Source organism: Nocardia sp. CC201C (assembly GCF_030010695.1).
GTDB lineage: Bacteria > Actinomycetota > Actinomycetes > Mycobacteriales > Mycobacteriaceae > Nocardia > Nocardia otitidiscaviarum.
Window position 1 is genome coordinate 1 of sequence record NZ_JASCXP010000186.1, and the last position, 13729, is coordinate 13729.

The following is a 13729-nucleotide window of genomic DNA, read 5'->3' on the forward strand; positions in this document are numbered from 1 at the left end:
CGCTCCCCCGCTCCGTCAGTCCAGAACCGGGACGCGCCGCGAACCGACGGGGCGTTGCCGTCAGGGGCGGCGGGGTCGGTGTCGGTGTCGGAGGTGGTGTGCAGGTCGGTGTCGGAGGTGGTGAGCACGCACACCGGATCGGCGGTGTCGAGGATGTACTCGGTGCGCTCAGCGGGGTGGTCCGGGTCCAGCGGGACGTACGCGCCACCGGCCAGGGTGACGGCGTACATGCCGACCACCAGGTCCAGGGAGCGGCGCATGCCCAGGGCCACGTGGGATTGCGGGCCGACGCCCTCGGCGATGAGGAAGCGGGCCAGCTTGCGTGCCCGTGCGGCGAACTCGGCGTAGGAGAGAGTTGTCCCCTCGTACGAGACCGCGGGTGTGTCGGGGGTGCGCTCGACCTGGGCCTCGAACAGGGAGACCAGGGTGGCGGCGGCGCCTGCGGCGTCCTCCGGCAGGGCGGCGGCCAGGTCGAAGCCGGTGGCATTCCAGGAGTCGAGCACCCGGGTGCGCTCGGCGGCGCTGAGCAGTTCCAGATCACCCACGCGCACGGTCGGATCGGCGGCCACGGCCGACAGCACCCGCACGAAACGCTCGGCGAAGGTGTCGGCGTACGCGCCGTCGAAAAGATCGGTGGCGTAGACGAGTTCGGCGTCCATGGCCGCCACGTCGGCATCGGCGGCGACCTCGCTCAGCGTGAGCTGGAGGTCGAACTTGGCGGTCTGCTGGTCGATATCCAGCTGTGCCACGGTGAGACCCGGCAGTTCCAGGGCCGCGCGGCCGAGGTTCTGGAACGACAGCATGACCTGGAACAGCGGATGCCGCGCCTGCGAGCGGGCCGGGTTGAGCACCTCGACCAGGCGCTCGAACGGCACATCGGCGTGCGCGAAGGCTTGCAGGTCGCGCTCGCGGACCCGCGTCAGCAACTCGGCGAAGCTCTCGCCGGTATCGACCCGCGAGCGCAGCACCAGGGTGTTGACGAACATGCCGACCAGGTCGTCGAGGGCCTGTTCACCACGACCGGCCACCGGAATGCCGACGGCCACATCGTCACTGCCGCTCAGGCGCGACAGCAGGGCGGCGAAGGCACTGTGCACCACCATGAACAGGGTGGTGCCGTGGGTCTGGGCGACCCGGTTGAGCGCGGTCACCAGCTCACCCGGGAGCTGGAAGCGGTACGTCCCGGCCCGATAGGAGGCGACGGCGGGCCGCGCCGCGCTGGACAACCGCAGTTCGTCCGGCAGTCCGGCCAGGGTGTCGCGCCAGTAGTCGAGCTGCTCGGTGATGAGTGAGCGCGGGTCGTCCTCGGAGCCGAGGGTTTCGCGCTGCCACAGCGCGTAATCGGCGTACTGGACCGGCAGTTCGGCCCAGCCCGGGGCCTCGCCCTCGCTACGCGCGACGTACGCCGTGATGAGATCGCGCACCAGCGGATTCATCGAGAAGCCGTCGGCGGCGATGTGATGGGCGACGAGCACCAGCACGTGGTCGTCGGCGGTCGCGTCAGGCCCGGAGGAGGCAGCCTGCGTAACCACGGAGGGGCCCGCGGCCGCCGCATCGGATACTGCGGTCAGGCGGTAGACGCGCAGTCGCAGCGGCGGTTCGTCGGTGACGTCGAAACCCTGGGTCACGAATGCGCCGATGGCGCCGAACAGTTCGGTTTCGGCGACCTCCACCACGTCCACCACCGGGATGGCGCGGGCGGCGGGCAGCACCTGCTGGTAGGCGATGCCGTCGGCCGACGGGTACACCGTCCGCAGCGACTCGTGCCGCGCCACCACATCGGCGACCGCGCTGCGCAGCGCGTCCAGATCGACCGCGCCCGTCAGCCGGACAGCGGCCGGAATATTGTTGGCGGCCGACTCGGTGTCGAAGCGGTTGAGGAACCACATGCGCTGCTGTGCCAGCGACAGCGGCGGGTGTTCGGGGCGGGCGCGGGCCGTGAGGGCCTGGCGCACACCGGTTCCCGCATGCGACTCCACTCGCGCGGCCAGTGCCGCCACGGTCGGGGCCTCGAAGAGCACGCGCACGCCGACCTCGGCGTTCAGCGCGGCGCTCAGCCGCGCGACGACCTGGGTGGCGACCAGCGAATTCCCGCCCAGTTCGAAGAAGTCGTCGTCCACGCCGACCCGCGGCAAGCCGAGCAGATCGGCGAAGATCTGCGCCACGATCTCCTCGATCGGCGTGGCGGGCGCGCGGAAGCGCTTGGCCTCGAACACCGGGGCGGGCAGTGCCTTGCGATCCAGCTTGCCGGAGGCGTTGAGCGGGAACTCGTCCAGCACCACCAGCGCCGCGGGCACCATGTAGGCCGGAAGCGACTGCGCCAGTGCGGCCTTCACCGCGTCCACATCGACGACGGCCTCGGGCTCGCGCACCACGTAGCCCACCAGTTGATCACCGGCGTGGGCGTCGGCGCGCACCACCACCACCGACTGGGCGACACCCGGCTGCGCCAGCAGCGCGGCCTCGATCTCGCCGAGTTCGATACGCAGACCACGCAGCTTCACCTGGAAGTCGGTGCGGCCCAAGTACTCCAGCTCACCGTCGGCGGTCCAGGTGACCAGGTCACCGGTGCGGTACATACGAGCGCCGTCACCGAACGGGTTGGCCACGAAGCGATCCGCGGACAGGTCGGGACGGCCGAGGTAGCCGCGGGCCAGCTGATCGCCCGCGAGATAGAGCTCACCCGCGACACCCGGCGCGACCGGGTGCAAGCGCGCGTCGAGCACGTAGACCTCGGTGTTCCACACCGGACGACCGATGGGAACCGCGATCTCGTCGGCATCGGTGACCTCGTGGTAGGTCACGTCGACCGCGGCCTCGGTGGGGCCGTACAGGTTGTGCAGCCGCGCACCGGTCAGCTCACGCAGCTTGTGCGCGGTCGGCGCGGGCAGCGCCTCACCGGAGGCGAACACCTGGCGGAGTGTGATTGCCCTCCGCTGCGCGCCGCGAACCAACGGAGAGTCACCGTCGGCGGCGTCGAGCGCCGCCACGAAGACGGAAAGCATCGACGGCACGAAGTGCGCGGTGGTGACACGTCGTTCGGCGATGAGCTGCGCCAGATACACCGGGTCCCGGTGGCCGTCCGGCTTGGCGATGACCAGGCGCGCACCGGTCTGCAAGGGCCAGAAGAACTCCCACACCGACACGTCGAAGGTGGCCGGGGTCTTCTGGAGTACCGCGTCGTCCGCGCCGATCGGGTACTCGTGCTGCATCCACAGCAGGCGGTTCACGATGGCGGCATGCTCGACGGCCACGCCCTTGGGGCGGCCGGTCGAACCCGAGGTGAAGATGATGTAGGCGGTGTGCTCCGGCCGGATCGGCCCCATCCGTTCGGCATCGGTGATCGTGGTGTCGGCGAAGCCGTCCAGGCGCAGCGTATCCACCTCGAGCACCGGCACATTGCGGCCGGTCACGAAGTCGTCGCGGCTGGTGGTCAGGATGGCGGCCGGGCGCGCGGTGTCGAGCACGTAGTCGATGCGCTCGGCGGGCTGGTCCGGATCCAGCGGCACGTACGCGCCACCGGCCTCCAGCACCGCGTACATGGCGACCAGCAGATCGATCGAGCGCCGGATGGCCAGTGCCACCGGAACTTCGGGGCCGACGCCGGTCGCGATGAGCTTGCGGGCCAGGCGATGCACCCGGGCGGAGAATTCGCCATAGGCCAGCGTCACATGGTGACTCGATGAGGGGCGGTGGTCGGGCGACGGGAGGGCGAGACTTGTCCCCTCGAATTCCAGCGCGGGTGCGTCCGGGCTGGTCAGCGCCTGGGCCTCGAACAGCGAGACCAGGGTCGGCGCAACGCCTTCCGGCAATGCCGGCAGCACGGAGGTCAGGTCGAATCCGGTGGCGTTCCACTCGGTAAGCGCCCGCCGCTTCTCCTCGGCGTCGAGCAGTTCGATATCACCGACGGGCCGCTGGGGATCGGCCGTGACCGCGTCCAGGATGGTGTGCAGTCGCCGCGCGAAGGCGGCCACCGTCGGCTCGTCGAAAAGGTCCAGGGCGTAGGAGAACTCGGCCGACATGCCGACGTGCTCCCCGTGCGCGTCCTGGGCCTCCTGCAGGGTGAGCTGGAGGTCGAACTTCGCCAGCCCGGCGTCGTAGTCGATGCCGTTGACCCGCAGGCCGGGCAGCTCCAGGCTGGTCTGGCGGGTGTTCTGGAAGGTCAGCATGACCTGGAACAGCGGATGCCGTGCCTGCGAGCGGGCCGGGTTGAGCACCTCGACCAGGCGCTCGAACGGCACGTCGGCGTGCGCGAAGGCGTGCAGGTCGGTATCGCGGGCGGTGGCGAGCAGATCGGCGAAGCTGGCCTGCCCGTCCACCTCGGTGCGCAGCACCAGGGTGTTGACGAACATGCCGATCAGGTCGTCGAGCGCGGCCTCACCGCGACCGGCGACCGGGGTGCCGATGGCGATATCGTCGGTGCCCGACAACCGCGCCAGCAGCACCGCCAGGGCGCTGTGCAGCACCATGAACAGCGAAGCGTTGTGCTGGCGGCCCAGATCCACCAGCCGCTGCTGGGTTTCGGCCGAGATGACGAACGGGTAGGTGCCGCCGCGGTAGCTGGCCACGGCGGGCCGCTGCCGATCGGCGGGCAGCACCAGTTCGTCCGGCAGGTCGGCGAGCGCCCGGGTCCAGTACTGAATCTGCTTGGAGATCAGCGATTCCGGATCGTCCTCGGAACCAAGCACCTCGCGCTGCCACAGCGCGTAGTCGGCGTACTGCACGGGCAGTTCCGCCCAGGCCGGTGCCTCCCACGAGGTGCGGGCCGCGTAGGCGACCATGACATCGCGGGCCAGCGGTCCCATGGACCAGCCGTCGGCGGAGATGTGGTGCACCACCATGCCGAGCACGTACTCGGATTCGCTGATCTCGAAAAGCCGTGCGTGCAGCGGCACTTCGCTGGTGACGTCGAAAGCCATGGACGCCAGCTCGATGAGGTGCTCGACCAGATTGCCCTCGGTGACCGGCACCGGGGTCAGGTCGGGCACGATCTGCGCCGCGTCCAGCACCCGCTGCACCGGACCGTTGCCGGTCTCCGGGAAGACCGTGCGCAGCGATTCGTGCCGGTCGATGACGTCGATGACGGCGACCTGCAGGGCGGCCACGTCGAGTTCACCGGAGAGCCGGATGGCGACCGGGATGTTGTTGACCGCCGATGCGGTGTCGAAGCGGTTGAGGAACCACATGCGCTGCTGGGCCAGCGACAGCGGGATGTCGGCGGGCCGCTCCCGTGCCACCAGGGCCTTGCGCGCACCGTCACCGGCGTGCGATTCCACCCGCGCCGCGAGGGCGGCGACGGTGCTGGCCTCGAACAGCATGCGCACCGGCACCCGGGTGTCGAGTGCGATACCCAGGCGCGAGGCGACCTGGGTGGCGATGAGCGAGTTGCCGCCGAGTTCGAAGAAGTCGTCGTCCACGCCGACGCGGGCGATGCCGAGGACCTCGCCGAAGATCTGCGCGACGATCTCCTCGATCGGTGTTGTCGGGGCGCGGAATTCGCGCACCTCGAACACCGGTGCGGGCAGCGCCCGGCGGTCCAGCTTGCCGGAGGCGTTGAGCGGGAAGGCATCCAGCACCACGAACGCGCCCGGCACCATGTACGCGGGCAGGGTGCGGTGCAGCGCCGCCTTGACGCCGTCGAGGTCGATCGGTCCCCCGGCCACCACGTAGGCGACCAGTTGATCACCGGCGACGGTGTCGATGACCAGCACCACGGCCTGGTTGACCGACGGATGGTCGAGCAGCGCGGTCTCGATCTCGCCGAGTTCGATGCGCTGGCCGCGGAACTTCACCTGGAAGTCGGTGCGGCCGATGTAGTCGATGACCCCCGGCTCGTTCTGATTCCAGCGCACCAGGTCGCCGGTGCGGTACAGGCGCGAACCCGGCTCCCCGAAGGGGTTGGCCACGAAGCGTTCCGCGCTCAGCTCGGGTCGGCCGAAGTAGCCGCGCGCCACCTGCGCGCCACCCAGGTAGAGCTCACCGGGCACCCCGACCGGCACCGGCCGTAGGCCCTCGTCGAGCACGTACGCCTGGGCGTTCCACACCGGACGCCCGATCGGCACCGAGGTCGGGGTCGGCGCGGTGATGGGCGCGTAGGTGGCGTGGACGGTGAACTCGGTGGGGCCGTACAGGTTGTGCACGGACGCGGTGGAGAAGCGCCGGAAGGCGGTGACGGTGGCGGGCGGCAGCGCCTCACCGGCGACCAGCACCGCACGCAGCGACAGGCATTCGGCCGCCGAGGCGCTACCGGCGAACACGCTCAGCATGGACGGCACGAACGAGGTCATGGTGACGCGGTGGCGACCGATGACCTCGGACAGGTACATGGGGTCGCGATGCCCGTCCGGCGCGGCGATGACCAGCTGCGCGCCGACGGCCATGGAGCCGAACAGCTCCCACACCGACACGTCGAAGGTGACCGGCGTCTTCTGCAGGATCACATCGGTGTCGTCCATGCCGTATTCGGCGGTGATCCAGGCGATCTGGTTCAGCACCGAGGCGTGCGAGACGGCCACGCCCTTGGGGCGGCCGGTCGAACCCGAGGTGTAGAGCACGTAGGCGGTATTCGAACTGCGCAGCGGCGCATGCCGTTCCGCGTCGGTGATCGGAGCGTCGTCGAACTCGCCGAGGTCGAGGGCGTCCAGGCGCAGCACCTGGCAGTCCCGGCCGTCCACGTCGTCGTCAGTGGTGGTCAACAGCACCACCGGCCGCGAGCTGGCCAGTACGTACTCGGTGCGCTCGGCCGGGTGGTCCGGATCGATCGGCACATAGCCGCCGCCCGCCGCGTGCGTGGCGTAGATGGCGACGAGCATGTCGACCGAGCGGCGAATCCCCACCGCCACCAGCGATTCCGGACCGACGCCGACGGCGATGAGCTTGCGCGCCAGGCGGTTCACCCGTGCGGAGAACTCCGCGTAGCTCAGCTCGGCGGCAGGACCGAACAGGCCGCCGCTGCGCTCACCCGGATCGAAGATGAGCGCGGTGGCGTGCGGCCGCTGCCGCACCTGGCGCTCGAACAGATCCACCACGGTGACCGCTCTGTCCGATGCGGCGGCCACGGGACCTTCCATGGCCCGCCCGTCTCCCGCCACCGCCCTCAACGGGGAGCCTGACGGCTGGCCGGAATCGCCTCGAGCCGCCTCCGCCAGGCCCAACGAGGCCGCCGTCGGCAGTGCGTGCGCGGTGTCGTTCCAGGCGCGCAGCACCGTGGCACGCTCATCGGCCTCGAGCACGTCGATATCGCGCACCACGGTATCCGGTGCGGCGACGGCGGTTTCGAGGACGCGCAGGTAGCGGCGGCCGAAGGCGGTCACGGTCGCGGCGTCGAACAGATCGGTGGCGTAGGAGAGCACCACCGACAGGCCGGCGGGCTCACCGCGCAGCCCGCGCTGCTCGGTCATGGTCCACTGCAGGTCGAACTTGGCGATATCGACCTCGAGCTCGTCCGCGGAGACGGTCAGGCTCGGCAGCTCCATGGTGCCATGCGACATCTCCTGGAACGACAGCATGACCTGGAACAGCGGATGCCGCGCCTGCGAACGGGTCGGGTTGAGCACCTCCACCAGGCGCTCGAACGGCACATCGGTATTGGCGAAGGCCGCGAGATCGGTTTCCCGGGTGCGGGACAGGAAGTCGGTGAAGCTCTGCGCGCCGTCGACCTCCGAGCGCAGCACCAGCGTGTTGACGAACATGCCGATGAGGTCGTCGAGCGCTTGCTCACCGCGACCGGCCACCGGGGTGCCGATGGCGATATCGGTGGTGCCCGACAGTCGCGCCAGCAACACGGCCAGGGCGCTGTGCATCACCATGAACAGCGAGACACCCTGGGTGCGAGCCAGATTCGTCAGCGCGGCGTGCAGTTCGGGATCGATGTCGAAGGTGACCCGGCTGCCCCGGAAGGACTGCACCACCGGGCGGGGCCGATCGGCGGGCAGATCCAGCTGATCGGGCAGGCCCGCCAGCGCGTCACGCCAGTAGGCGATCTGCTTGGCGGCCATGGACTCCGGATCGGATTCCGAACCCAGCAGCTCGCGCTGCCAGATGCTGAAGTCCTGGTACTGCACCGGCAGCGGCGTCCACGCGGGCTGCTCCCCGGCCGTGCGCGCCAGGTAGGCGGCGGTCATATCGCGCGAGAGCGGCCCGAAGGAGAAGCCGTCCGCGGCGATGTGGTGCACCACGAAGGCGACGGCCAGATCGGTGCCCTCGGCGGCGGAGTCGACGCGGAACACCCGCACCCGAATGGGCAGCTCGCGCGAGACATCGAAGCCGACGGAGGCGAAATCCGCCAGCGCCCGGGGCAGTTCGGCCTCGTCGATATCGTGGACCTCGATGCCGAGATCCACCTCCGACATGGGCAGCACCAGCTGGTAACCGCCGTCCCCGGATTCGGGGAACAGGGTGCGCAACGACTCCTGCCGCGCCACCACGTCGGTCAGCGCCACCTGGAGCGCGTCGATGTCGACCTCGCCCTGCAACCGCACCACGAACGGCAGGTTGTAGGTGGGCACGGTGGGATCGAACTGGTTGAGGAACCACATGCGCTGCTGGGCCAACGACAGCGGCACCCGTTCCGGGCGCGGCTGCGCGACCAGCGGCGGTCGCGAAACCTCGTCCGGCGCGGTCGTTTCCACCCGCGCGGCGATTCCGGCGACGGTGGGGGTCTCGAACAGCGCGCGTACGCCCAGGCGTGCCCCGAAGGCGGCGGAGATGCGCGACACGACCTGCGTGGCGACGAGCGAGTTGCCGCCCAGATCGAAGAAGTTGTCGTCCACGCCGACGCGCCCGTGCCCGAGCACATCGGCGAAGATGCCCGCCACGATCTCCTCGGCCGCGGTGCGCGGCGCTCGGAATCCGGCGGCGTCGACACTGAACACCGGTTCCGGCAGTGCCTTGCGGTCCAGCTTGCCGGAGGTGTTGAGCGGGAAGGCGTCCAGCACCATGATCGACGCCGGAACCATGTAGCTGGGCAGCTTCTCGGCCACGAAGCGGGTCAGCTCCGCCGGTTCCACGGACTGGCCCGGGCCCGGCACCACGTAGGCGACCAGCTGCTGACCGGTGGCGGTGTCCATGACCAGCACCACGGCCTGCGACACCGACGGGTGGGCGAGCAGGTCGGTCTCGATCTCGCCGAGCTCGATGCGCTGACCGCGGAACTTCACCTGGAAGTCGGTGCGGCCGATGTACTCCAGCACACCGACAGCATCCGATTCGCCGCTCGCGGCGGTACCCGATTCGCCGCTCGCGACGGTGTTCCAGCGCACCAGGTCACCGGTGCGGTACATCCGCTCGCCGTCGCTGGAGAACGGGTTCGCCACGAACCGGTCCGAGGTCAGGTCCGGGCGGCCCTTGTAGCCGCGCGCCAGCTGGCGGCCCGCGAGATACAGCTCACCCGCGGCACCGATGGCGGCCGGTCGCAGCCGCGAATCCAGCACGTAGACTTCGACATTCCACTCGGGCACACCGATCGGCACCGTGACGGTGTCGGCGGCGGTGTTCTCCCAGTAGGTGACCGAGACGGCGGCCTCGGTGGGGCCGTACAGGTTGTGCAGGCCCGCGTTCGTGATCCGGCGGAAGCTCGCGCCGGTCTCCGGCGGCAACGCCTCACCGATGACGAAGACGTACTTCAGCGTGGCGCACTGCGCCGCGGAGGCGTGCGCCACGAACACCGTCAGCATGGACGGCACGAAGTCGGTGACGGTGACCCGGTGCCGCTCGATCATCTCCGCCACGTACAGCGGATCCCGGTGCCCGTCCGGCGTCGCGACCACGAGTTTCGCGCCGACCAGCAGGGGCATGAAGTAGCCCCACAGCGACACGTCGAAGGTGGTGGCCGTCTTCTGGAGGTACACGTCGTCGGCCGTCATCGGATACTCGTGCAGCATCCACAGCTCTTGGTTGACGATGGCGTGGTGGGTCACCGCCACACCCTTCGGGCGGCCGGTGGAGCCCGAGGTGTAGATGACGTAGGCGGTATTCGAGCTGCGCAGCGGGGCGACGCGATCCGCGTCGGTGACCGGCGAGTCGGAGTAGGCCGAGGTGTCAAGGGTGTCGAGCTCGACCCGACGCACGGACTCCGGAAGGTCGAGATCGTCACGGGCGGTGGTCAATACGCAGACCGGTGCCGCGGACTCGAGGATGTAGGCGGTGCGGTCGGCCGGATGGTCCGGGTCGATCGGCACGTACGCGCCACCGGCCCGCAGCACCGCGTGCATGCCGATGACCAGCTCCAGCGACCGCCGCATCCCCAGGGCGACCAGCGATTCCGGGCCCACACCGTCGGCGATGAGGAAGCGCGCCAGGCGATTGACCCGCGCGCCGAATTCGGCGTACGTCAGGGTCTCGCCCTCGAAATCGAGGGCGATATGGTCCGGCGTCAAGGGGATCTGCGCGTCCAGCAGCGCGGGCAGCGTGGTGTCGGGGACCTCGTGGCCCGCCTCGTTCCACTCCACCAGCGTCTTGGTGCGTTCGGCGGCGGTGGTGACCGGCAGGCTCCACACTGCCTGCTCGGTGTCGGCCGCCAGGAAACGGTCGAAGAACTCCAGGAAGCGCGCATGATGGCCGCGCGCTTCGTCTTCGGTGTAGAGGTTCGGATTGGTCTCGAAGTCGATGTGGTTCCGGGTGCCCTTGACCGACTGGTAGAAGTTGACGCCCAGGTCCTCGATGGAACCGGTGGACAGCACGCTGTACTCGCCCACCACGTCACCGAGCACGACCTCGTTGTGGAACAGCATGATGTTGACCCACGGGCCGAAGAACTCGCGGGTCACCACGCCGTCGCCCGCCGCGTCGCGGCGAATGTCCTCGTGGCGGTAGCGCTGGTGGCGCAGCGCGCCCGCGACCGCCACGGTCACCTGGCCGAGTAGGTCGGTCACGGTGGTGTCGTGGCCGACGTGCAGGCGCAGCGGCACGATATTGGAGGTCGCGCCGCCGGAGCGGCGCATGGCCGCGGTGGTGCGGGCGGTCACCGGCAGGCTGAGGATGACGTCCTCGGTGCCGGTCCACTGCGCGAGGTAGGTGGCGAACCCGGCGATGAGCAGGCCCGCGGGCGTGGTGTCGTAGCGGGCAGCGGCGGCGTCGAGCAGACTGCTCTGGTCGTCGGACAGGGCGGCGCTGGACACCCCGTTGAGCGGGGCGGGCGGCGCGGAACGACCGGCGAGGCTGGAGCCCTCCTCCAGACCGGCCACCCGCTCGGCCCAGTACTCCTTGTCGCTGGTGAAGCGCTTGGAGTCGCGGTAGGCGAACTCCTGCTCGACCAGGGTGCGCAGGTCGGTGGCCTTGGACGGCGTCGGCTGCTCGCCGCGCACGTAGGCGGTGTAGATCTCGGCGACCCGTGTCATATAGGTCACGGCGCCCAGACCATCGAGCGCGATGTGATGGATTCGGGCGTACCAGAAGTAATGATCGTCACCCACCCGCAGCATGGCCGTGCGGATGAGCCGGTCCTCGACGATGTTCAGCGGGCGGCTGTAGTCGGCGCGCATCCACGCCTGGGCGGCGGCCTCCGGATCGGCCTCGTCGCGCAGGTCGATCTGGTAGATGGTGCGATCGAGCGTGGGGTCGACCATCTGCATGGGCTCGCCGTCGCGCTCGACGATGCGCAGGAAGCCGGAGCCGACCTCCAACGATCCGTCGACCATGGCCTGCTCGAGCAGCGGAATGTCCAGCTCACCGCGCAATTCGACGTACTGGGCGATATTGATCGGCACCTGGGGGTCCAGGTGCTGGGCGTACCAGATGCCGAGCTGCGCCGGAGACAGCGGAAAAAGCTCCCCCGAACCGGGCGTCACTTCCCCGCTAGCTTCGCCGTTGCCGCCGAAATCCAGCCGGTCCAACCCAAACCTCGCTTCCGGAACACCACAGCAGCGCTCCCCGCCGACACCCGTGCAGGACGCACGGCTGTGCCCGCGGCGTCCTGTTCGGGGTTCATTTCGATATCAATCAGACAAAAATGTTCACAAGGGCTATCCATCCCGCCGTGCGATCTCGTTACATGGGCACGACCACACTCGCGGGCCGGAAAACGGCCGTTTTCAGAACTTTGCTGCTGACCACCGAACCAATCTACCGCCCGGAGTGGCCACAGGACCAAAAAGGGTCATAGCCCTTCGCTATCAGGGCATTTCATCATTCATGGGATGAAATATGGCCGCGGTCGCGGCCCGGATCGTAGAGGTGAGACTGCGCACAGGACACCGATTCGGCCAGCGCCCGCCCCACCATGATCACGGCCGCCTGCCGCAGCCCCCGCTCCTCCACCCGGTCGGCGATATCGGCGAGCGTGCCCCGCACGATCACCTGCTCGGGCTGACTGGCCCGGTAGACCACGACCACCGGACAGTCCGCGCCGTACTCGGGCACCAGCTCCCGCGCCAAGGGCCGGACCCGGGTGATCGCCAGATGCAGCACCAGCGTGGCCCGCGTCCGCGCGAAGTTCCCCAGCGCCTCCGACTCCGGCATGGCCGTCGACCGCGCCCGCGTCCTGGTCAACACCACCGACTGCACCAGCTCCGGCACCGTGAGCTCCGCCCCCAGTAGCGCCGCCGCCGCGGCGTACGCGGGCACCCCCGGCGTCACATCCCAGGGAATCCCGAGCGCGTCGAGCCGCCGCGTCTGCTCGGCCAGCGCCGAATACAGCGACGGATCCCCCGAACACAACCGGGCCACATCCTTGCCCTCCCGCGTGGCCCGCGCACAGTGCGCCACGATCTGATCCAGATTCAGCCCCTGCGTATCCACCAACTCGGCCCCCGGTGCACAGTGCCCCAACACCTCGGGATCCAGATAGGTCCCCGCGTACAGCACCACCGGCGCCGCCGCCAGTACCCGCACGGCCCGAACCGTCAGCAAATCCGCCGCCCCCGGCCCCGCCCCGACAAAGTGCACCGTCACCCCCGCGAGTGTATGGAGTCGCGAGGGGGAACCGGCGGCGGCATCGGGCGAGAGTGCACCGCACCGGCTCCCCGTCGGATCAGTCCGCCATGCCGAAGGCGGCGATGACCTTGGTGGGGCGGAGGCGGACCACCAGTTCGCCGGGGACGCCGTTGCGTGTGCCGAATTCCTCGGCACGGTCCGAGCCCATGTAGCGGCCGCCGATGGCGGTGGCGGTGCGGACGAGTTCACCGAGGTCCTCGGAGGTGGTGGCCTCGCCTTGGACCTGCACGAAGCCATAGGGCGGTTCCTCCAGGTCCACGCAGAGCGCGAGGCGGTTGTCGCGGGCGAGGGCCTTGCCCTTGGCGGAGGTCTTGCCGGTATTGAAGACAAGTTCGTCGCCCTCGACGATGAACCAGATCGGCGTCACCACGGGACGGCCGTCGGCGGCGGTGAAGGCCAGCTTGCCGGTGCGGGTGCCAGCCGAGAGGAAGTCGCGCACTTCGGGATCGGAGAGGGATGCCATGACCCCACGCTACGGAGGACGGCGGACGATCCCCGCCAAGCGGACGCGGGACACGCCTCCGCGTTCTATAGAAGATCCCGATTGTTCTTAGAATGGCCTCGTGGAGGACATCGGCGCCATCGGCGTACTGCAGGATCCGGTTCGGCGGCGGCTCTACGAGTACGTGACCGGTCGCGGCGAACCGGTGAGTCGCAATGAGGCCGCGGCGGCGGTCGGAATCCAGCGCCCCCTGGCCGCGCACCATCTCGACAAGATGGTGGACGCCGGACTGCTGGAGACGGAGAGTCGGCGACTGTCCGGGCGGTCGGGGCCGGGCGCGGGGCGACCGGCGAAGCT

At 69.5% G+C, this 13729-nt stretch carries 4 protein-coding genes; 1 reads left to right on the plus strand and 3 read right to left on the minus strand.

Going from position 1 to position 13729, the window contains the following annotated elements; genetic code table 11:
* The 3 genes from QK444_RS19820 to QK444_RS19830 form a co-directional block, all read right to left on the minus strand.
* A partial coding sequence (locus QK444_RS19820) for a non-ribosomal peptide synthetase (protein ID WP_282782436.1) occupies positions 1 to 11831 on the minus strand: 11831 nt, incomplete at its 3' end.
* Positions 11832 to 12123: 292 nt separating this feature from the next.
* Positions 12124 to 12888 carry a precorrin-4 C(11)-methyltransferase gene (gene cobM, locus QK444_RS19825; RefSeq protein WP_282782438.1) on the minus strand — a complete coding sequence of 255 codons (765 nt, stop codon included), beginning with the start codon at positions 12886 to 12888 and terminating at the stop codon, positions 12124 to 12126.
* A gap of 79 nt (positions 12889 to 12967) precedes the next feature.
* The gene (locus tag QK444_RS19830) at positions 12968 to 13393 is read right to left on the minus strand and encodes a PPOX class F420-dependent oxidoreductase (RefSeq protein ID WP_282782440.1); all 426 of its coding nucleotides are present in this window, start codon (positions 13391 to 13393) and stop codon (positions 12968 to 12970) included.
* Positions 13394 to 13493: 100 nt separating this feature from the next.
* Between QK444_RS19830 and QK444_RS19835 the strand changes: the two genes are divergently transcribed.
* On the plus strand, positions 13494 to 13729 hold a 236-nt coding region (locus QK444_RS19835), incomplete at its 3' end, for a helix-turn-helix domain-containing protein (RefSeq protein ID WP_282782442.1).